This window comes from Streptomyces sp. M41, from assembly GCF_043673425.1.
In the GTDB taxonomy this organism is placed as follows: Bacteria; Actinomycetota; Actinomycetes; order Streptomycetales; family Streptomycetaceae; genus Streptomyces.
The window spans coordinates 189,132-208,591 of the sequence record NZ_JBIMKE010000008.1; the positions used below are offsets into that span (position 1 = coordinate 189,132).

At 70.8% G+C, this 19,460-nt stretch carries 18 protein-coding genes; 4 read left to right on the forward strand and 14 right to left on the reverse strand.

Going from position 1 to position 19,460, the window contains the following annotated elements; genetic code table 11:
• Nucleotides 1-84: 84 nt before the first annotated feature.
• Nucleotides 85-1,554: an MFS transporter gene (locus ACHBTE_RS13970; RefSeq protein WP_394724078.1), complete on the forward strand. Its 1,470-nt coding sequence runs from the start codon at nt 85-87 to the stop codon at nt 1,552-1,554.
• Here ACHBTE_RS13970 and ACHBTE_RS13975 read toward each other — a convergent pair.
• The 5 genes from ACHBTE_RS13975 to era all read right to left on the reverse strand — a co-directional run bounded on the left by ACHBTE_RS13975 (nt 1,516) and on the right by era (nt 5,929).
• Complete coding sequence (locus tag ACHBTE_RS13975; protein WP_394724079.1) at nt 1,516-1,875, reverse strand: MmcQ/YjbR family DNA-binding protein; 360 nt, start codon at nt 1,873-1,875, stop codon at nt 1,516-1,518. The genes ACHBTE_RS13970 and ACHBTE_RS13975 overlap by 39 nt on opposite strands.
• Nucleotides 1,872-3,182: a hemolysin family protein gene (locus ACHBTE_RS13980; RefSeq protein WP_394724080.1), complete on the reverse strand. Its 1,311-nt coding sequence runs from the start codon at nt 3,180-3,182 to the stop codon at nt 1,872-1,874. Before ACHBTE_RS13980 ends, ACHBTE_RS13975 begins: the two co-directional genes overlap by 4 nt.
• Nucleotides 3,179-3,676, reverse strand: a complete 498-nt coding sequence (ybeY, locus tag ACHBTE_RS13985; RefSeq protein ID WP_394724081.1) for an rRNA maturation RNase YbeY — start codon at nt 3,674-3,676, stop codon at nt 3,179-3,181. The genes ACHBTE_RS13980 and ybeY overlap by 4 nt, the downstream gene beginning before the upstream one ends.
• Before the next feature lie 15 nt (nt 3,677-3,691).
• Nucleotides 3,692-4,759 carry a PhoH family protein gene (locus ACHBTE_RS13990; RefSeq protein ID WP_394724082.1) on the reverse strand — a complete coding sequence of 356 codons (1,068 nt, stop codon included), beginning with the start codon at nt 4,757-4,759 and terminating at the stop codon, nt 3,692-3,694.
• Nucleotides 4,760-4,969: 210 nt separating this feature from the next.
• The gene (gene era / locus ACHBTE_RS13995) at nt 4,970-5,929 is read right to left on the reverse strand and encodes a GTPase Era (RefSeq protein WP_394724083.1); all 960 of its coding nucleotides are present in this window, start codon (nt 5,927-5,929) and stop codon (nt 4,970-4,972) included.
• A gap of 209 nt (nt 5,930-6,138) precedes the next feature.
• Between era and ACHBTE_RS14000 the strand changes: the two genes are divergently transcribed.
• A complete protein-coding gene (locus ACHBTE_RS14000; protein WP_394724084.1) occupies nt 6,139-6,477 on the forward strand; it encodes a P-II family nitrogen regulator in 339 nt (112 codons plus the stop codon).
• A gap of 63 nt (nt 6,478-6,540) precedes the next feature.
• Here ACHBTE_RS14000 and ACHBTE_RS14005 read toward each other — a convergent pair whose 3' ends face one another.
• The 5 genes from ACHBTE_RS14005 to ACHBTE_RS14025 all read right to left on the reverse strand — a co-directional run bounded on the left by ACHBTE_RS14005 (nt 6,541) and on the right by ACHBTE_RS14025 (nt 11,243).
• Entirely contained in the window at nt 6,541-7,017 is a 477-nt protein-coding gene (locus ACHBTE_RS14005) for a hypothetical protein (protein WP_394724085.1), read from the reverse strand.
• 237 nt (nt 7,018-7,254) lie between these two features.
• Nucleotides 7,255-8,496, reverse strand: coding sequence for an MFS transporter (locus tag ACHBTE_RS14010; RefSeq protein ID WP_394724086.1), 1,242 nt, complete (start codon nt 8,494-8,496; stop codon nt 7,255-7,257).
• Nucleotides 8,493-9,827 carry a GH1 family beta-glucosidase gene (locus tag ACHBTE_RS14015; RefSeq protein WP_394724087.1) on the reverse strand — a complete coding sequence of 445 codons (1,335 nt, stop codon included), beginning with the start codon at nt 9,825-9,827 and terminating at the stop codon, nt 8,493-8,495. The genes ACHBTE_RS14010 and ACHBTE_RS14015 overlap by 4 nt, the downstream gene beginning before the upstream one ends.
• Nucleotides 9,828-9,884: 57 nt before the next feature.
• On the reverse strand, nt 9,885-10,151 hold the full coding sequence (locus ACHBTE_RS14020) for a protealysin inhibitor emfourin (protein WP_394724088.1): 267 nt from the start codon (nt 10,149-10,151) through the stop codon (nt 9,885-9,887).
• Nucleotides 10,152-10,172: 21 nt separating this feature from the next.
• Complete coding sequence (locus ACHBTE_RS14025; protein ID WP_394724089.1) at nt 10,173-11,243, reverse strand: M4 family metallopeptidase; 1,071 nt, start codon at nt 11,241-11,243, stop codon at nt 10,173-10,175.
• Between the two features lie 321 nt (nt 11,244-11,564).
• Here ACHBTE_RS14025 and leuA point away from each other — a divergent pair, with 321 nt between their 5' ends.
• Both leuA and ACHBTE_RS14035 read left to right on the forward strand, forming a co-directional pair.
• Nucleotides 11,565-13,286: a 2-isopropylmalate synthase gene (leuA, locus tag ACHBTE_RS14030; RefSeq protein ID WP_394724090.1), complete on the forward strand. Its 1,722-nt coding sequence runs from the start codon at nt 11,565-11,567 to the stop codon at nt 13,284-13,286.
• A gap of 459 nt (nt 13,287-13,745) precedes the next feature.
• Nucleotides 13,746-14,444 (forward strand): TerB family tellurite resistance protein, encoded by a 699-nt coding sequence (locus ACHBTE_RS14035; RefSeq protein WP_394724091.1) that lies wholly within the window; start codon nt 13,746-13,748, stop codon nt 14,442-14,444.
• 113 nt (nt 14,445-14,557) lie between these two features.
• Here ACHBTE_RS14035 and ACHBTE_RS14040 read toward each other — a convergent pair whose 3' ends face one another.
• Genes ACHBTE_RS14040 through ACHBTE_RS14055 form a run of 4 tightly spaced genes read right to left on the reverse strand, consistent with a single transcriptional unit; the run spans nt 14,558 to nt 19,453 of the window.
• A complete protein-coding gene (locus ACHBTE_RS14040; RefSeq protein WP_394724092.1) occupies nt 14,558-15,493 on the reverse strand; it encodes a dihydrodipicolinate synthase family protein in 936 nt (311 codons plus the stop codon).
• Entirely contained in the window at nt 15,493-16,512 is a 1,020-nt protein-coding gene (locus ACHBTE_RS14045; RefSeq protein WP_394724093.1) for an oligopeptide/dipeptide ABC transporter ATP-binding protein, read from the reverse strand. The genes ACHBTE_RS14040 and ACHBTE_RS14045 overlap by 1 nt, the downstream gene beginning before the upstream one ends.
• Entirely contained in the window at nt 16,509-18,497 is a 1,989-nt protein-coding gene (locus ACHBTE_RS14050) for a dipeptide/oligopeptide/nickel ABC transporter permease/ATP-binding protein (RefSeq protein ID WP_394724094.1), read from the reverse strand. Before ACHBTE_RS14050 ends, ACHBTE_RS14045 begins: the two co-directional genes overlap by 4 nt.
• Nucleotides 18,494-19,453 carry an ABC transporter permease gene (locus ACHBTE_RS14055; RefSeq protein WP_394724095.1) on the reverse strand — a complete coding sequence of 320 codons (960 nt, stop codon included), beginning with the start codon at nt 19,451-19,453 and terminating at the stop codon, nt 18,494-18,496. The genes ACHBTE_RS14050 and ACHBTE_RS14055 overlap by 4 nt, the downstream gene beginning before the upstream one ends.
• Between the last annotated feature and the right edge of the window lie 7 nt (nt 19,454-19,460).

A 19,460-nucleotide genomic window follows, 5' to 3' on the forward strand; every position in this document is an offset into this window, starting at 1 on the left:
CCCTCATCCCGGTGGCTGGTGGTGCCACCACCAGGACAACTTCCCGCTCCCCACGGCTATTCCGGCGCCCGCAGGCTCTTGCCCATGGCGATCGACTCCACCACTCCCACTCCCACTCCCGCACCCACCCCACCGCTCGGCACTCCCCGGTCCCCCCGGATGTCGACACGCGACAAGCTCGTCCTGTTCGTCCTGTGCGCCGCCCAGTTCATGGTCGCGCTCGACTTCTCCGTCCTGAACGTCGCCCTCCCCGTCCTCGGCACCGACCTCGGCATGAGCAAGTCGGCGCTGCAATGGGCGGTCACGGCGTTCGCGCTGCCGTCCGGCGGCTTCCTGCTCCTCTTCGGCCGCATCGGCGACCTCTACGGCCGTCGCAAGCTGTTCCTCACCGGCCTCGCCCTGTTCGCCGCGGCCTCCGTGCTCGCGACCTTCGCCTGGGACCCGGCGTCCTTCCTCGCCGGACGCGCCCTCCAGGGCCTCGGCGCCGCGCTCATCGTCCCGACGGGCATGTCCCTGCTGACGACGACCTTCGCCGAAGGCCCCGCCCGGGACCGCGCCCTCGGCATCTCCGGGACGCTGATGTCCCTCGGCTTCACCATCGGCGTGGTCGCGGGCGGCGTCCTGACCGACGCGCTCGGCTGGCGCTCCACCATGGGGCTGCTCGCGGTCTTCGCGCTGGTCGTCCTGCCGCTCGCCCCCAGCCTGCTGCCCGAGTCCCGAACCCCCGACCGTCCGCACCTCGACATACCCGGCGCGATCACCGTCACCGGCGGTCTGCTCTCCCTGATCTACGCCCTGACCACGGCCGCCGACCACGGCTTCGGCCGCACCGATGTCATCGTGACCCTGATCGCGGGCCTCGCGCTCCTCACGGCCTTCGCGATCGTCGAGTCCCGCACCTCGGCACCTCTGGTCTCCCTGCCCATGCTGCGCCGCCGCACGGTGGCCTGGGGCAACCTGGGCGGTCTGGTCACCTTCTCGATGATGTCGACGGTGGTCTTCGTCCTGACCCTCTACCTCCAGGAGATCCTGCACCTGTCGGCCTGGCAGACGGGCCTGGTCTTCGGCGTCCAGGGCGTCCTGTCGGTGGTCGCCGGTTCGCTCACCCCGAGGGTCCTCAGCCGTCTCGGCGCCCGCCGCACCCTGGTCGTCTCCCTCGCGGGACAGGGCGTCTTCGTGGCGGCCCTGGTCCTGCTGAACGCGCACACCTGGTCCGTCTGGCTCGCCACGGCCGCCGTCTCGCTGGCGAGCATGTTCCACCTGGGCGCGATCATCTCCTACGGCCTGACCGTCACCTCCGGCGTCCCCGACGAGGAACAGGGCCTGGCCACCGGCCTGGTCACCTCCACCCAGCAGGTCGGCATCACCGTCGGCATCCCGCTGCTCGGCGTCCTCGCGACGACCTCCGACGACCTGCTGTCCGGCACCCGCACGGTGCTCGCCCTGAACGCGGCCATCGTCCTGGCCGCCGCGGCCCTGATCGCCCTGGGCCTGCGCACCCGGCGGACCACCGCCTCAGGGGCGGTCGAGGCGCAGCCGCTCGGCTCTCGGTAGCCCGGCCACGACAAGGTCGTACGAGTCCTCGACGAGCTCCCGGACCATCCCGTCCGGGAGCTCCCCGTCCACCGTGACGGTGTTCCAGTGCCGCTTGTTCATGTGATAGCCCGGCACGATCAACCCCTCGTACTCACCGCGCAGCCGCACCGCGTCCTCGGGGTCGCACTTGAGGTTGACGGTGAGGGGCCGTGCTCCGAGGTCGGTCAGCGCGAACAGCTTGCCCCCGACCTTGAAGACGGAGGTGTCCGGGTTGAAGGGAAAGTCCTCGACGGCCGCCGTGAACGACAGGCAGAGGTCGCGCAGCTCCTCGGGGCTCACTCCGGCTTCGCCTCCTGCCCCTCCGCCGGGGGCGCCGGGGCCACCGGCTCGACCAGCACCGTCACGATCTTGTTCCGGCGGCCGGCCGCCGCCTCCGCGGTCAGCCGCAGCTTGCGGCCGTCGGGCAGTTCGACCGCCGACGAAGCCCCGGCGATCGGCACCCGGCCGAGGGCCTTGGCCAGCAGACCACCGACGGTCTCCACGTCCTCGTCGTCGTACTCGTCCAGGCCGTACAGCTCGCCGAGGTCGGTGATGTCCAGGCGGGCGGTGACGCGGTAGCGGTCCTCGCCGAGCTCCTCGACCGGCGGCAGCTCGCGGTCGTACTCGTCGGTGATCTCGCCGACGATCTCCTCGAGGATGTCCTCGATGGTGACGATGCCCGCGGTGCCGCCGTACTCGTCGATGACGACGGCGACGTGGTTGCGTTCCTTCTGCATCTCGCGCAGCAGATCACCGGCGTTCTTGGTGTCCGGCACGAAGTACGCCGGCCGCATCGCCGTCGAGACCAGCTCGCTCTCCGCGTCCCGCGAGATGTGCGTCTTGCGGGCCAGATCCTTCAGATACACCATCCCGACCACGTCGTCCTCGCTCTCCCCGACCACCGGGATGCGCGAGAACCCGGAGCGCAGGGCGAGCGTGAGGGCCTGACGGATGGTCTTGTAGCGCTCGATGACGACGAGGTCGGTGCGCGGGACCATCACCTCGCGCACCAGCGTGTCGCCCAACTCGAAGACCGAGTGCACCATCCGGCGCTCCTCGTCCTCGATCAGTGACTCCTTCTCGGCCAGGTCGACCAGCGCGCGCAGCTCGGCCTCGGAGGCGAACGGGCCGCGGCGGAAGCCCTTGCCGGGGGTGAGGGCGTTGCCGATGAGGATCAGCAGCGGCGGGATCGGACCCATGATCCGCGCGAGCGGCAGCAGCACGTACGCCGCCGCCGTCGCCGTGTTCAGCGGATGCTGCCGGCCGATGGTGCGCGGCGAGACCCCCACGGCGACGTACGACACCAGCACCATGACCGCTATGGCCACCAGCAGCGCCTCGGTCGTGCTGTCGAACTCCCGCAGGCACGCGTAGGTGACGAGCGCGGCGGCGGCCATCTCGCAGGCCACGCGCACCAGCAGCGCCACGTTCAGATAGCGCGTCGGATCCGCGGCGACCAGCGCGAGCTTCTCACTGCCGCGCCGCCCGCCGCGCACGGCCTCCTCGGCCCGGAAGCTGGAGACACGCGCCAGACCCGCCTCCGCGCAGGCGGCCAGCCAGGCGACGACCACCAGGGCGATCGCGCCGGCGACGAGGGGGAGGCTCATGACACGGTCGGGGCCGGGGAGGGACCGGTCAGGCCCTTCTCCGTACGCCAGCCGTCCACGATCGCGGCCTGGAGACCGAACATCTCGGCCTTCTCGTCCGGCTCCTCATGGTCGTACCCGAGCAGATGCAGCACGCCATGGACGGTGAGCAGCTGGAGCTCCTCGTCCATGGAGTGCTGTGTGGGCGCTTCCGCGCCCTGCCGGGTGGCGACTTCGGGGCACAGCACGATGTCACCGAGGAGCCCCTGCGGAGGCTCCTCGTCGTCCTTGGACGGCGGACGCAGCTCGTCCATCGGGAAGGACATGACATCGGTGGGGCCGGGCAGGTCCATCCACTGCACATGGAGCTGCTCCATGGCGTCGGCGTCCACGACGATCACCGAGAGCTCGGAGAGCGGGTGGATGCGCATCCGCGCGAGCGCGTAGCGGGCGATGTCGAGGATCGCCTGCTCGTCGACCTCGGTTCCGGACTCGTTGTTGACGTCGATCGACATGGTCGTGCGTGGTCTCTACTTCCCCTTGTGCCCGGCCCTGCCGCCACGGCCCTTGTGCGTGCCGTTCTGGGTGCCGTGCTTGTTGTCGAACTTCTCGTACGCGTCGACGATACGGCCGACCAGCTTGTGCCGGACGACATCCTGCGACGACAGCCGCGAGAAGTGGACGTCCTGGACGCCCTCCAGGATGTCCTGCACCTGCCGCAGACCGGACTTGGTGCCGTCCGGGAGGTCGACCTGGGTCACGTCACCGGTGATGACTATCTTCGAGTCGAAGCCGAGGCGGGTGAGGAACATCTTCATCTGCTCGGGGCTGGTGTTCTGGGCCTCGTCGAGAATGATGAAGGCGTCGTTCAGGGTGCGGCCACGCATGTATGCCAGGGGGGCCACCTCGATGGTCCCCGCCGCCATCAGACGCGGGATCGAGTCCGGGTCGAGCATGTCGTGCAGCGCGTCGTACAGGGGCCGCAGGTACGGGTCGATCTTCTCGTACAGCGTCCCCGGCAGGAAGCCGAGCCGCTCGCCGGCCTCGACCGCGGGCCGGGTCAGGATGATGCGGTTGACCTGCTTGGACTGCAGGGCCTGGACCGCCTTGGCCATGGCGAGGTAGGTCTTGCCCGTGCCGGCGGGGCCGATGCCGAAGACGATCGTGTGCTTGTCGATCGCGTCGACGTAGCGCTTCTGGTTGAGCGTCTTCGGGCGGATCGTACGGCCGCGGGAGGAGAGGATGTTCTGGGTGAGAACCTCGGCCGGGGTCTCTTCCGGTCCCTCCCCGTTCTCACTCGCTCTGAGCATGGCGATCGAGCGTTCCACTGCGTCCTCCGTCATCGGCTGTCCGGTGCGGAGCACCAGCATCATCTCGTCGAACAGGCGCTGGATGAGAGCGACTTCAGCGGCGTCGCCGACCGCGCTGATCTCATTGCCCCGGACGTGGATGTCGGCCGCCGGGAAGGCCGTCTCGATCACGCGCAGCAGGGAGTCGCCGGACCCCAGCACGGTCACCATGGGGTGCTGGGCGGGGACGGTGAACTGTGCTCTCGCCTGCCCCTGCGCGGGTGTGTGAGCTGTGGGTGTCTGAGTCATGGGCCGGCTCGTAGGCCTTGCTCGTCCTCCTCGAAACGACTCCTCCGCCCCAGGGGCGGCCTGGCGATTCCAGAGTACGCCGGGGGACCGACAGTGCCGTAGGGCTTTTCCACGGGGAGGTGCGCACGGCCGAGCGGTGGCCCGCACGGCAGGTGAGGGCTCCACTACGCCGGGTTCGTCAGGCACCCGTGTGCAGTGGAGCCGACGAGCTCAGAAGCCCAGCTTCCGCAGCTGCCGGGGATCGCGCTGCCAGTCCTTGGCGACCTTGACGTGCAGGTCCAGGAAGACCGGCGTCCCCAGCAGGGCCTCGATCTGCTTGCGGGACTTGATGCCGACGTCCTTCAGGCGCTTGCCCTTGGGGCCGATGATGATGCCCTTCTGGCTGGGGCGCTCGATGTAGACGAAGGCGTGGATGTCGAGGAGGGGCTTGTCGGCGGGGCGGTCCTCGCGGGGGAGCATCTCCTCGACCACGACGGCGATCGAGTGGGGGAGCTCGTCACGGACGCCTTCGAGGGCGGCCTCACGGATGAGCTCGGCGATCATGACCTGCTCGGGCTCGTCGGTCAGCTCGCCGTCGGGGTAGAGGGCGGGGCCCTCCGGCAGCAGCGGGACGAGCAGATCGGCCAGCAGGTCCACCTGCTTGCCGCCGACCGCCGACACCGGCACGATCTCCGCCCACTCGAACCCCAGCTCCTTGCCGAGCTGGTCGATCGCGATGAGCTGTTCGGCGAGCGTCTTGCCGTCCACGAGGTCGGTCTTCGTGACGATCGCGATCTTCGGCGTCTTCTTGATCGACGCGAGTTCCTTCGCGATGAAGCGGTCACCGGGGCCGAGCTTCTCGTTCGCCGGCAGACAGAAGCCGATCACGTCGACCTCGGCCCAGGTGGTGCGGACCACGTCGTTGAGCCGCTCACCGAGCAGCGTGCGCGGCTTGTGCAGACCGGGGGTGTCGACCAGGATCAGCTGGGCGTCGGGCCGGTGCACGATGCCCCGTACCGTGTGCCGCGTCGTCTGCGGCTGGTTCGCGGTGATCGCCACCTTCTTGCCGACCAGAGCGTTCGTGAGGGTGGACTTGCCCGCGTTGGGGCGGCCCACGAAGCAGGCGAAGCCGGCGCGGTGGAGGGCCTCGGACGGCTCGGATGACTTGCTGCGAACGCTCATGGCGCCCATTCTCCCTGATCCACAGAGCCCGGCCGCACACGCGCCCGACCGCACCCGGCCCTGCCCCTGGCGGCCACCGGCCCGGACCTTCCGGTGCGTGCCGAGAGCGCCTACGATCGCGTGGTCCCGGGCCACGGCGCCCCGGGCACCTCGTCCCTCCCCGCGTCCCTCACCTCGCCCGTCCCGCCGCCCAGAAGGTCAGAAGGTCAGAAGCAGGCATGAAGCTGATCACCGCGATCGTCAAGCCCTACCGGCTCGACGAGGTCAAGGCCGCCCTCCAGGAGATCGGTGTGCACGGTCTGACCGTGACCGAGGCGAGCGGCTACGGCCGCCAGCGCGGCCACACCGAGGTGTACCGCGGCGCGGAGTACCGGGTCGATCTGGTGCCGAAGGTGCGGATCGAGGTCGTCGTCGAGGACGCGGCGGCGGACGACGTCATCGACGCCGTCGTGAAGGCCGCCCACACGGGCAAGATCGGCGACGGCAAGGTCTGGGCGCTGCCCGTCGAGACCGTCGTAAGGGTACGGACGGGCGAGCGCGGCCCCGACGCGCTGTAGCGCCTCGGCGGCGCCGGGACCGCGCCTCGGTCACGTCACGCGACCCAGTACCTCACGTGTGGATCAGTCGAACACGAACGGGCCCGGTGACTGCGGCCCGGTCGCGGTGCAGGTGATGGTGATGCCGAAGACGGTCATCCGGAGCGAGCCGCCGAAAGCCTGGAGGCTGTCCCCGGAGGCGACGGTCCCGCTGAGCGGGCCGACCTGCACGGGGTCGCCGGCGGCCATCGCCGGGTTCTCCGTGCCGGTGAAGTCGACGGTGCCGCCGCCCGCCTTCACCAGGGTGAGTGTCGAGGAGATCGAGTCCTCTCCGAGCGCGATCGGCGCGGTGATCGCGGAGGAGTTGACGGAGAGGGTGGCGGCGGTGCCGTTCTGGGTGGCGGTGAGCGTGGCCTCGCCGCCGCCGAAACTGCCGCACTCCGCGGTGATCGTGGCGCTGCCGGGGGCGACGGCGAGAGCGGCGGGCGCCAAGGCCAGTCCGGTGACCGCGAGGGCCCCGGTCATCAGCGCCGCACCTGCTCCGATACGCGTTCGTCTCATGGGAATCGCTCCCTTTCGGGGGGTGGGGGATTTCCGTGTGGGGACGGCTGACAGCTCGGCAGGTGGATGCGGGCACGCTGCGGGGAGCTGTATCTGACGGTCCGTCGGATCCGTCGTTCCCATTGATGCGCGTGGGGCGAGGGTCGGCAAGGGTGATTTCCGGCCTCAACTACCGATGGGTCACCAGGGCCACCAGGGTCAGCAGGGCCGCCACGGAACCCCACATCGCCCTGCCGGTCAGTCCACGCTCTTGATCCGACCCACCAGCACCGCCCCCGCCAGCCCGGTCGCCGCCGCCACCGCGTACAGCGTCCGGTAGCCGCCCAGGTGGGTCACGATCGGTGCGGCGAGGGCCGGGGCCGCCACCTGGGGGAGGGCGTTGGCGACGTTGATGACGCCGAGGTCCTTGCCGCGGTCCGAGGCCGCGGGCAGGACGTCGGTCATCAGGGCGAAGTCGACCGACATGAAGACGCCGAGGGCGACGCCCAGCAGCGCCGCCACGACGATCGCGCCCGGCCAGGTCTGCCAGAGCGCGAGCAGGGCGGTGGCCGCCGCCATCAGCACCCCGGACCAGTGCACGAACGGCTTGCGGCGGCCCACCCGGTCCGACCAGGCGCCGCCCACCACGACCGTGGCCAGCAGGGACACCGCGTTCACCGCGGTCAGGATCAGCACCCCCTGCTCGGGATCCTCGTGGCGGAGGCCGTCCCGGAGGTAGTAGAGCAGGTAGAGGATCACCAGCGCGTTGCTGAGGTTGATCAGGAAGCGGGTCAGCCAGGCCCAGCCGAAGTCGGGATGGCGGCGCGGGCTCAGCCAGAAGCCGCGCGCGAACGAGCGCCAGGACCACGCCGGCCGGTCCGTGGCCGCAAGCCGGAGATCGCGGTGCCGCAGTACGTACGGCAGCACCCCCGCCAGCGTGAACACCGCGCACGCCGCGTACCCCGCCGCGATCCCGCCCCCCGCCGTCGCCAGCCCCGTGCCGGCGACCGCCCCGAGGATCTGCGCCGCGCCCAGCCAGCCGCCCACCGTGCCCCGCTGGAGCCGGGGCACCCGGTCCGGCACGGCGGCCGTGACCGCCGCGAAGGCGGCGTTGAGGGTCAGCTGGACCAGGCACCAGCCGAGCATCATCAGCCACAGCCCGTCCGTGCCCGCGAGCAGCAGCAGTGACAGCGCGCCGCCCGCGGCCCCGGCCACGATGTACGGCGTACGGCGGCCCCGGCGCGCCGTCGTCCGGTCCGACAGGGCGCCGAAGAACGGGTTCGCCGCCAGGGACACCACCGCGCCGACGCCGGTCACCCAGGCCAGCAGCGTCTCCTTCGACATCCCCGTGCCCGGGGCGAAGTCCTCCGCCTGCCGGGCCAGCAGGATCTGCAGCGGGCCGTACCAGCCCACCCAGATCGCCACGTTGGCAAGGCCCAGGGCCGCCGTCCAGCCCCGGCCGACCCGCTCGGTGGGTTCGGCCAGGGCGTCGGCTGTCATCCCTGGGCCCTGAGCACGTCCCGCAGCCAGCCGTACGACGCCTTCGGGGTCCGGGCGAGGGTCTCGTAGTCCACATGGACCAGCCCGAACCGGCGCGCGTAGCCCTCGGCCCATTCGAAGTTGTCCAGCAGCGACCAGACGAAGTACCCGCGTACGTCCACGCCCGCCTCCGCCGCCAGGTGCAGCGCGCGGATGTGGCCGTCCAGGTAGGCGATCCGCTCCTGGTCGTCGATGCCCTCGTAGGAGCAGCCGTTCTCGGTGATGACGATGGGCGGGAGCCGGTCGCCGTAGCGCTTGTGGAAGCCGGTGAGCAGTTCCGTGAGGGCCTCGGGTACCACCGGCCAGCCGAAGTCGGTCGTCGGTACGCCCTCGATCTCCCGTATCGAGAAGGGTAGTTCGGCGGGCATGCGCACCCCGCCGAACTCGATCTCGGTGCCCTGCGGGGCGCCCACGCGGGTCGGCGCGTAGTAGTTGATGCCGTAGAAGTCGAGCGGCTCCGCGATGATCTCCAGGTCCGCCGCGGCATCGCCCGGCATCAACTCGCCGATGCCCTCGGGGTACCGGCCCAGCAGCACCGGGTCGGCGAAGAGCCGGTTGAGGAGTACGTCGTAGAAGTCCGCCGCCTCCACATCGGCCTGTTCCTGTGACGCCGGCCAGGCCGGGCCGTGCGAGTTGGCGATCCCGATGTCCGTGGCGCCGGCCGCGCGCAGGGCCCGTACGGCCAGACCGTGGGCCAGCAGCTGGTGGTGGGCGACCGGGAGGGCGTCGAAGAGCAGCCGGCGGCCCGGGGCGTGGGTGCCGAGGGCGTGGCCCAGAAGGGTGTGTTCGGCGGGTTCGTTGAGGGTGATCCACTTCCTGACGCGGTCGCCCAGGCGCTCGGCGACCACGGACACGTACTCGGCGAAACGGGTGGCCGTGTCCCGCTCCAGCCAGTCCAGCGCGACGGGCAGGTCCCAGTGGAAGAGGGTCGGGACCGGGCGCACGCCCGCCGCGCACAGCTCGTCGACCAGACGGTCGTAGAAGTCGAGGCCGCCGGGGGAGTTCACCCGCGGCCAGGAGATCGAGAAGCGGTACGCGTCCACGCCCAGGTCGGCCAGCAGGGCCACGTCCTCGGGGTAGCGGTGGTAGTGGTCGCAGGCCACCTCGGCCGTGGAGCCGTCCTTCACGTTCCCCGGCTCGGCCGTGAAGGCGTCCCACACGGACGTCTCGCGCTCGTGTGCGGCTCCCTCGATCTGGTGGGCCGAGGTCGAGACGCCCCACAGGAAGTCCGCCGGGAACCGGGGTATCGGATTGGTCGCACCGCGCTCATCGATCGCCATGCGCCGGATCATCCGTACCGGCGGTAACGGAAGTCAACGCCCAGGCGTCAACTGCCCGTTACCGCTGTGTTACGCCCCTTCCTTCAGCACCCGGGAGATGAGCTTGCGCTGCTCGTCGGTGAGCCGGGGATCGGAGCAGTACACCGTCCTGCCGTCCACGGTGATCTGGTAGCTGAAGCCGTCCGGAACCCCGACGGGGGGCGTGCCCCGGCCGGACGCGACCGCGCTCTCGGCCAGGGCGTGCCACTCCGCCGCGTCGGGGCGCCCCGAGGTGTCCACCTCCGCGTGCCGCTCGATGCCCGCGAATCCGCCCGTGCGCCGTACCTGAATACGCATGGGTCCTTGTCTAGTACGGACTTACGAGATCCGCACCCCGACCTGCTCCCAAGCCTTGGACACCGCCTGGAACTCGTCACCGCCGTCGCCGAAGCGCTCGCGTGCGGCCTTCACCGTCAGGGCGGCGAAGTCGGTGAACATGGCGCGGTCGGACAGCTCGCCGCCGGTCAGGACGTCGTACCAGACCTGTCCCGCCTTCTCCCAGGCGTGGCCGCCGAGGGCGGTGGCGGCCAGATAGAAGGCGTGGTTGGGGATGCCGGAGTTGATGTGGACACCGCCGTTGTCGCGGCCGGTGCGGACATAGTCGTCCATGGTCGCGGGCTGCGGGTCCTTGCCGAGGACGTCGTCGTCGTACGCGGTACCCGGCTCCTTCATGGAGCGCAGGGCCTTGCCGGAGACGCCGGGGGCGAGGAGACCGGCGCCGATGAGCCAGTCGGCCTCGGTGGCGGTCTGGCCGAGCGTGTACTGCTTGATCAGCGCGCCGAAGACGTCGGACATGGACTCGTTCAGGGCGCCCGGCTGGCCGTAGTAGGTGAGGTTGGCCGTGTACTGGGTGACGCCGTGGGCGAGCTCGTGGCCGATCACGTCGATCGGGATGGTGAAGTCGAGGAAGATCTCGCCGTCACCGTCGCCGAACACCATCTGCTCGCCGTTCCAGAAGGCGTTGTTGTAGTTCTCGTCGTAGTGGACGGTGGCGTCCAGGGGCAGGCCGTCGCCGTCGATCGAGTGGCGGGCGTACGCCTTGAGGAAGAGGTCGAAGGTGGCGCCGAGGCCGGCGTAGGCGCGGTTGACCGTGGCGTCCTGGCCGGGCTCGTCGCCCTCGCCGCGGACCTTGGTGCCGGGCAGGGCGGTGCCGTGCTCGGCGTCGTGGATGGTGCGCAGCGGCTGGTCCGACGGTGCCTTCGCCTGCGGCGCCTGGGCGAGGGCGAACTCCGTGGTCACCCGGCGTTTGCCGCGCAGCTCGCTGTCGCGCATCAGGGTCCGGCGGGCCGGGCCGGAGAGTGCGGGGTCGTCGTTGCGGGCCAGTTTGTCCAGGACGTGCGGCGGTACGACGGTGCAGAAGACGGGCTCGAAGCCCCCGTTGGTCGTCATGTCCGGCACCATTGCACTGAGTCATGGGTGTGTCACTAGTCGCAACCATGATTGGTGAAATATGCCGACAGTGAGCCGCACGCTCCGTGACGAAGTGGTATGGCGCACTTTTTGTCCTATTCGTCCTTCGGGTCCCGCATACTGATACGACGCCCCGCACGGGGAGCGGCTCGGCTAGCATGCTTCGCATCATGCGTTTCGGGCTGCTTCTTCTTAGCTGCCGCGGCGAGGGCCTGTAGTCCAGGTCGACTCCCTCCCCGCGGAGCTTGGCGTTGCGTCGTCGGCCGTCCTTTCCGGACACCCTGAGGAGCCCGAAGCATCATGGCGAACCGCCAGCAGCCCAGCCCCATGCCGATCCACAAGTACGGCCGCTACGAGCAGGTCGACATCCCGGACCGCACCTGGCCGGACAACCGGATCACCGTCGCTCCCCGCTGGCTCTCCACCGACCTGCGTGACGGCAACCAGGCCCTGATCGACCCGATGTCGCCCGAGCGCAAGCGGCGGATGTTCGACCAGCTGGTCAAGATGGGCTACAAGGAGATCGAGGTCGGCTTCCCGGCGTCGGGACAGACGGACTTCGACTTCGTACGGTCGATCATCGAAGAGCCCGGGGCCATCCCCGACGACGTCACCATCTCCGTACTGACCCAGGCCCGCGAGGACCTGATCGAGCGGACCGTGGAGTCCCTGAAGGGCGCCAAGCGGGCCACCGTCCACCTGTACAACGCCACCGCGCCGGTCTTCCGCCGGGTGGTGTTCCGCGGCTCCAAGGACGACATCAAGCAGATCGCCGTCGACGGCACACGGCTGGTCATGGAGTACGCCGAGAAGCTGCTGGGGCCCGAGACCGAGTTCGGCTACCAGTACAGCCCCGAGATCTTCACCGACACCGAGCTGGACTTCGCGCTGGAGGTCTGCGAGGCGGTGATGGACGTCTACCAGCCGGGTCCGGGCCGCGAGATCATCCTCAACCTGCCCGCCACGGTGGAGCGTTCGACGCCGTCGACGCACGCGGACCGCTTCGAGTGGATGAGCCGCAACCTCTCCCGCCGTGAGTACGTCTGCGTCTCCGTCCACCCGCACAACGACCGCGGTACGGCCGTCGCGGCGGCCGAGCTGGCGCTGATGGCGGGTGCCGACCGGGTCGAAGGCTGTCTGTTCGGGCAGGGCGAGCGCACCGGCAACGTCGACCTGGTCACGCTGGGCATGAACCTCTTCTCCCAGGGCGTCGACCCGCAGATCGACTTCTCCGACATCGACGAGATCCGTCGTACGTGGGAGTACTGCAACCAGATGGAGGTCCACCCGCGCCACCCGTACGTGGGCGACCTGGTCTACACGTCCTTCTCCGGCTCCCACCAGGACGCCATCAAGAAGGGCTTCGACGCGATGGAGGCCGACGCCGCGGCGAAGGGGGTCACGGTCGACGACATCGAGTGGGCCGTGCCGTACCTGCCGATCGACCCGAAGGACGTCGGCCGCTCCTACGAGGCGGTCATCCGGGTCAACTCGCAGTCCGGCAAGGGCGGTATCGCGTACGTCCTGAAGAACGACCACAAGCTGGACCTGCCGCGCCGGATGCAGATCGAGTTCTCCAAGCTCATCCAGGCCAAGACGGACGCCGAGGGCGGCGAGGTCACCGGCGGCGACATCTGGGCGACGTTCCAGGACGAGTACCTGCCGAACCCGGAGAACCCCTGGGGGCGGGTCCAGGTGAAGAACGGTCAGTCGACCACCGACACCGACGGCGTGGACACCCTGAAGGTGGAGGCCACCGTCGACGGCGTCGACACCGTCCTGGAGGGCACCGGCAACGGTCCGATCTCGGCCTTCTTCGACGCGCTGACGAAGATCGGCATCGACGCCCGGCTGCTGGACTACCAGGAGCACACGATGAGCGAGGGCGCCTCCGCGCAGGCCGCCTCGTACATCGAGTGCGCGATCGACGGCAAGGTGCTGTGGGGCATCGGCATCGACGCGAACACGACGCGTGCCTCGCTGAAGGCGGTCGTGTCCGCGGTCAACCGGTCTGCTCGTTGACGGTTCGCTCCGCGGGTGGATCGGCTCTGTTCGCCGTGGGTCCGTCGGTGAGTGGGTGAGTGCGGGGCCGTCGTGGCTGGTCGCGCAGTTCCCCGCGCCCCTCGGGGGCGTTGTCGCACCCGGTATCGACGTGGCACGGCGTGTGCCTCGTTGAACGGCTCGTTGACGGTTCGCTCCGCGGGATGGGGTGTTTCCGTTCGCCGTGGGTCCGTCGGTGAGTGGGGGAGCGCGGGGCCGTCGTGGCTGGTCGCGCAGTTCCCCGCGCCCCTGCCGGTGCTGTCGCAACCGGTGTTCATGAGGCCCCGTCCGCCGTTCTCGGTGGGCGGGGGCCGGCCGTTTTCGGCCATTGGCCTGTGCAGGTCACGGAAAGGTCTCGTCCGGGGTAATGACTGGACCTCCTGGATGTGGCTAACATCACGCAAGCGCGACGATGTGGCCGCGTGGTTATGGAGGTGCGACGTGCTGCCAGGACGGGGACGAGACGGCCGTGCCGCCAGGGCTGTGCGCATCCTGGGCACGCGCACCGCGTGGTCGCCCATCGGCGACGGCGAGTTCTTCTGCCCCGGATGCGGGGGCGACCGCAACTACCAGCGGCTGAGCGGGCACCGCCGCTTCACCCTCCTCGGCGTGCCCCTCCTGCCGCGCGGCGAGACCGCCCCGGTGGTGGAGTGCGCGGCCTGCCGGCGTCACTTCGGCACCGATGTCCTCGACCATCCGACGACCACCCGGTTCTCCGCGATGCTCCGCGACGCCGTCCACACGGTCGCGCTCGCGGTGCTCGCCGCGGGCGGGACCTGTGCCCGGCCGTCCCTGGAGTCCGCGGCGGCCACCGTGCGGGCCGCCGGCTTCGAGGACTGCACGGAGGACCAGCTCAACGCCCTGGTCGAGGCCCTGGCCGCGGACACCGGGCGGGTCTTCTCCGAGCCCTGCGGGGCCGGGCTGGCCATAGAGCTCCATGAGGCCCTAGACCCGCTCGCCCCCCACCTCGCACCGGCCGGCCGGGAGTCCATCCTGCTCCAGGGCGCCCGGATCGCCCTGGCCGACGGCCCGTACACACCCGCCGAGCGGGATGTGCTGGCGACGGTCGGCGCCGCGCTCACCATCGCGACCGAGGACGTGACCCGGCTGCTGGCCGCCGCCGCCCGGACGCCGTCGTAGCGGCGTCAGGAAATTCAGCCCCTCCGGCGTCCGAGGAGCGGGGTCTGGGGCGGAGCCCCAGAAGGATGGGACGGGTAGGGGTGGCGCGAACGAAGAAACCGGCAGGAACCGGCCTACAGCAACCCCGCCTCCGCCAGAAACTTCCCCACGCGCTCCACCTCCCGCGGCGACAGCGGCACCTGGGGCTCCGCCGTGGCCGCGCAGTCGATGACGCCCCTCAGCCGCAGCGCCGCCTTGAACGCGCCCAGGGCCGACGAACTCCCGCCCATCCGGCCTGGGTCGCCGACCCTCACCATGCCGAACAGGGCGCACAGGCGTTCCTGTTCGGCACGGGCGGCGGCACGGTCGCCGGCGCGGTGCAGGCGGTCGAGGCGGACGTAGCCGTGCGGATCGACGTTGGCCAGACCCGGCACCGCCCCGTCCGCCCCGATCTCGAGGGCGGCGTCGACGAAGAGCTCCGAGCCGGTCAGCACGCTGAAGCCGTGGACGTCGGGACGGGTGCGGGCGCCGACCACGACCTCGCGGAAGCCCGCCAGGTCGCCGCTGGAGTCCTTCAGGCCCGCCAGCGCGCCCTCGGCGGCGAGGTCCAGGACCACGTCGGCCGGCAGCTTGCTGTGCACGGCGGCCGGGATGTCGTAGGCGATGACCGGGACCGGGGAGGCCGCCGCGATCAGTCGGTAGTGGCGGGCGATCTCGGCGGGGTGGGTCCGGGCGTAGAAGGGCGCCGTCGCCACCACCGCGTCCGCGCCCGCCGCCGTGACCTCCCGCACCCGGTCCAGGACCCTGGGCGTCGTCATGTCGATCACGCCCGCGAGGACGGGGAGCCGCCCGCCCACGTGCCCCGCCACCGCCTCCACCACCACCCGGCGCTGCCGGTCCGTCAGAAAGGCCGCCTCCGACGTCGAGCCCAGCACGAACAGACCGTGCACCCCGCCGTCCACCAGATGGTCGACCAGCCTGAGCAGTGCGGGGACGTCCACCTCGCGGTCGGGTGTCAGGGGCGTGCAGACGGGCGGGACGACACCGGTGAGCGGGGCGGGAAACGTCATCAAGGCTCCTTCGACGGCCGGCTGCGGCGTACGAGGTCCCGGGTGGCCTCGTCCTCCCGCACCGGATGGTGACACCTGTAACGATGCCCGGGCTCCGACGCGGCCGAGAAGTCCGGCATCGCCTGCGCGCACACCGCGTCCGCCTTCCAGCAGCGGGTCCGGAAGGGACAGCCGCTGGGCGGCCGGGTCGCCGAGGGGACCGGACCGGTCAGCGGGATCGGGTCGATGGGGTCCAGCAGCCCGGGGGTCGCGGAGAACAGGGCGCGGGTGTACGGGTGCCGGGAGCCGTCGCTGACGCCGCCGGCCGGGGCCTCCTCGACGATCCGGCCCAGGTACATCGTGATCACACGGTCGCTCATCCGGCGCACCGTCTGGATGTCGTGCGAGACGAAGACCAGGGCGAGGCCCAGCCGCTCCTTCAGATCGAGGAGGAGGTTCAGGATCTGGGCGCGCACCGACACGTCCAGCGCGCTGGTCGGCTCGTCGGCCACCACCAGGCCGGGGTCGAGGGCCAACGCCCGGGCGATGGCGACGCGTTGGCGCTGGCCACCGGAGAGCCGGCCGGGCAGGGCGTCGGCGAGCGCGCGGGGGAGCCCTACGAGGGACATCAACTCCCGGACCCGGTCCTCGCGTTCACGTCTGGTCCCGCGCTCGTGCACATCCAGCGGGTCCCGCAGGATCTGTCGGACCGTCAGCCGCCGGTTCAGGGCCGTCGACGGATCCTGGAAGATCATCCCGGTACCGGCCCCCACCGCGGTCCTGCGCTCGGCCGGGCTCATGGTCCACAGGTCCCGCCCCCGCAGAGTCACCGTCCCGGACGTCGGCCGCTCGACCCCGACCAGCACCTTCGCCAGCGTCGACTTGCCGCACCCGGACTCACCGACCACGCCCACCGTCTCGCCGGGAGCGATGACGAGATCGGCGCCGGTCAGGGCGTACACCCTGTCCCGGGTGAACAGCCCACCGCTGCGCGCCTTGTGCACGACGTGCGCGTCCGAGACCTCCACCAGCGCGTTCACTGCACGACCCCGCTCTCGGAAGGGTCCGTCTGCGCCGGCGCGATCGCCGGGTGATGGCAGGCCGCCGCATGAGCCGGTGTTCCCACCAGGTCGGGCGGTGTCGTCCGGCACACCTCGCTCGCCAGCGGGCAGCGGTCCGCGAAACGGCAGCCCGCCGGGAAGTCCGCGGGGGACGGGACCACGCCCTTGATCTGCGTCATCCGCTCCTGCGCCGACTCCAGCGACAGCACACTGCCCAGCAGGCCGCGCGTGTAGTGATGGGCCGGTGCCTCCACCAGGTCGGCGGTCACGCCGGTCTCCACGATCTGCCCGCCGTACATCACCACCACCCGGTCGGTGACGTCCGCGATCAGCGCGAGGTCGTGCGAGACCAGGATCAGGGCGAAGCCCAGCTCCGCCCGCAGCCTCAGCAGCAACTCCATGATCTGCGCCTGCACGGTGACGTCCAGCGCGGTCGTCGGCTCGTCGGCGACGATCAGTTTGGGGTCCCGGGACAGGGCCATGGCGATCAGCACGCGCTGACGCTGGCCGCCGGAGAGCTCGTGCGGGTAGCTGCGCAGGGTGCGTTCCGGGTCGAGGCCGACCATCGTCAGCAGTTCGTGCGGGGTACGGCGGCCTCCGCGGCGTACGACCTGCCCCAGCTGGGCGCGGATCGTCATCGCCGGGTTCAGGGAGGACAGGGCGTCCTGGTAGATCATCGCCATCTCGTGGCCCAGCAGCTTGCGGCGCACCCGCATCGGCTCGCCCACCAACTGCCGCTGGTTGAACCGGACATGCCCGCGCACCCGGGCGCCCTTCGGCTCCAGGCCCATCACCGCGAGGGCGGTCAGCGACTTCCCGCAGCCCGACTCGCCGACCAGCCCCAGCACCTCACCCGGCTGCACCTCGAAGCTGATGCCGTCGACGATGTCCACGCCGCCGTGCCGACCCTCGAACCCGATCGCCAGATGCTCCACCGCGAGCACCGGCAGCTGCCCCTGGGGCAACGGCCGCGCCCGTGCCCGCAGCCGCGCCGCCGCCTGGGTCAGCCCCGGCAGCCGCAGCACCTCACCGCTGCCCGGCTCCGGCGCCTCCAGGCGGTCGTCGTGGGTGCGTACGTCGACCTCGCGGGCCGAGGGCGCAGCCCACGCGTCCGAGACACCCTCGGAGAGGATGTTCAGGGACAGCACCGTCACCAGCATCAGCAGGCCCGGGAAGACGGTCGCCCACCAGCCGCCGGTCAGCACCATGTTCTTGCCGTCGGCGATGACGCTGCCCCAGGAGGGGTCGGGAGGGCGGACGCCGGCGCCGATGAAGGACAGCGACGCCTCGAAGACGATCGCCTCCGCGACCTGGACCGTGCAGAACACCAGCACCGGGGCGGCGCAGTTGATCGCCACGTGCTTGATGACGATGTGCGGGGTGCGGGCGCCGATGACGCGTTCCGCCGTCACATAGTCCTCGCCGTACTGGTCGAGGACGTTCGCCCGGACCACCCGGGCCACCGGCGGCGTGAACAGGAACGCGATCGCGCAGATCAGGACGGTGATCCCGCCGCCGAAGACCGCGACGAGCACGGCGGCCAGCGCGATGCCCGGGAACGCCATCACCACGTCCAGGCAGCGCATCAGCGTCTCGTCGACCGCCTTGCGGGAGGTCGCCGCGATCGCGCCGATCAGGGCACCCACGACGAGCGCAAGCCCGGTCGCGCCGAGCCCGATCGCGAGGGACCAGCGGGCGCCGTACATCAGCCGGCTGAGGATGTCCCGGCCGAGGCTGTCCTGGCCCATCCAGTGCTCGGTGGACGGATGCCCGGTGCCGTCGACCGGCGGCTGCTGGTCGAGCGGGTCGTGCGGGGCGAGCACCGGGGCGAGCAGCGCCGTCAGGACCACGACCGCCAGGAAGCAGACGGCGACCTTCGACAGCGGCGGCAGCCTGCGCCCGCCGCGCAGCCGGATGCCGGGCCGGGACAGCGCCTCGGCCAGACGCCCCCGGTCGAACGTCATGTCGCCTCCCGCAGGCGGGGGTTGACCAGCAGATACAGGATGTCGATGACGAGGTTGACGACCACGAAACCGGTCGCCGTGGTCAGGACGACGCCCTGGACGACCGCCGGGTCACCGTTCTTCACCGCGTCGATCATCAGCTTCCCCATGCCGGGGAGGGAGAAGATGGTCTCGATGACCACCGCGCCCCCGAGTAGATAGCCGACGCGCAGACCGAGGACGGTCAGCGGGTTGATGAGCGCGTTGCGGAGCACGTTCCGGCCCACGACCACCCGCGGCGGCAGCCCGCTGCCGATCGCCGTGCGGACGTAGTCCTTGTCCAGCTCCTCCACCACCGACGTCCGCACGATCCGCGTCAGCTGCGCCGCCACCGGCAGCGAGAGGGCGAGCGCCGGGAGGGTCATGGTCTCGAGCCAGCCCGTGAAGGAGTCCGCCGGGTTGATGTAGCCGCCGGTCGGGAACCAGCCGAGGTCCACGGCCAGGTACTGGATCATCAGCAGCGCCAGCCAGAAGCCGGGGGCGGCCACACCGGTGAGGGAGACGACCCGGATGATCTGGTCGGGCAGCCGGTCGCGGTAGATGGCGGCCGTCACGCCGCCGACCAGGGACAGGACGACCGCGATGCCGAGGCCGAGGAAGGTGAGCTGGAGGGTCAGCGGCAGCGCGGTCATGACCTGGTCGACGACCGGCGCCCGGGTCAGGGCGCTGATGCCCATGTCGCCGTGGAGCAGGTCGCCGATGAAGGCGACGTAGCGGACGGGGAGGGGGTCCAGCAGGCCGTTCTCCTCGCGGAAGTCGTGCAGCTGCTGGGCGGTGGGGTTCGCGCCCTGGAAGAACGCGGACGCCGGGTCGACGTCCGAGAAGCGCATGACCAGGAACACGAACAGCACGATGCCCAGCATCAGCGGCACGAGCAGCGCGACGCGGCGGGCCAGGATCCTCACGACGGTGATCACTCAAGGG

What these genes read in the sequence shown, in the direction of transcription:
- ACHBTE_RS13970 (WP_394724078.1), top strand. Translation starts at nt 85, where the DNA reads ATGGCGATCGACTCCACCACTCCCACTCCCACTCCCGCACCCACCCCA.
- ACHBTE_RS13980 (WP_394724080.1), bottom strand. Translation starts at nt 3,182, where the DNA reads ATGAGCCTCCCCCTCGTCGCCGGCGCGATCGCCCTGGTGGTCGTCGCC.
- ybeY (WP_394724081.1), bottom strand. Translation starts at nt 3,676, where the DNA reads ATGTCGATCGACGTCAACAACGAGTCCGGAACCGAGGTCGACGAGCAG.
- ACHBTE_RS13990 (WP_394724082.1), bottom strand. Translation starts at nt 4,759, where the DNA reads ATGACTCAGACACCCACAGCTCACACACCCGCGCAGGGGCAGGCGAGA.
- era (WP_394724083.1), bottom strand. Translation starts at nt 5,929, where the DNA reads ATGGGCGCCATGAGCGTTCGCAGCAAGTCATCCGAGCCGTCCGAGGCC.
- ACHBTE_RS14000 (WP_394724084.1), top strand. Translation starts at nt 6,139, where the DNA reads ATGAAGCTGATCACCGCGATCGTCAAGCCCTACCGGCTCGACGAGGTC.
- ACHBTE_RS14005 (WP_394724085.1), bottom strand. Translation starts at nt 7,017, where the DNA reads ATGAGACGAACGCGTATCGGAGCAGGTGCGGCGCTGATGACCGGGGCC.
- ACHBTE_RS14010 (WP_394724086.1), bottom strand. Translation starts at nt 8,496, where the DNA reads ATGACAGCCGACGCCCTGGCCGAACCCACCGAGCGGGTCGGCCGGGGC.
- ACHBTE_RS14015 (WP_394724087.1), bottom strand. Translation starts at nt 9,827, where the DNA reads ATGATCCGGCGCATGGCGATCGATGAGCGCGGTGCGACCAATCCGATA.
- ACHBTE_RS14020 (WP_394724088.1), bottom strand. Translation starts at nt 10,151, where the DNA reads ATGCGTATTCAGGTACGGCGCACGGGCGGATTCGCGGGCATCGAGCGG.
- ACHBTE_RS14025 (WP_394724089.1), bottom strand. Translation starts at nt 11,243, where the DNA reads ATGACGACCAACGGGGGCTTCGAGCCCGTCTTCTGCACCGTCGTACCG.
- leuA (WP_394724090.1), top strand. Translation starts at nt 11,565, where the DNA reads ATGGCGAACCGCCAGCAGCCCAGCCCCATGCCGATCCACAAGTACGGC.
- ACHBTE_RS14040 (WP_394724092.1), bottom strand. Translation starts at nt 15,493, where the DNA reads ATGACGTTTCCCGCCCCGCTCACCGGTGTCGTCCCGCCCGTCTGCACG.
- ACHBTE_RS14050 (WP_394724094.1), bottom strand. Translation starts at nt 18,497, where the DNA reads ATGACGTTCGACCGGGGGCGTCTGGCCGAGGCGCTGTCCCGGCCCGGC.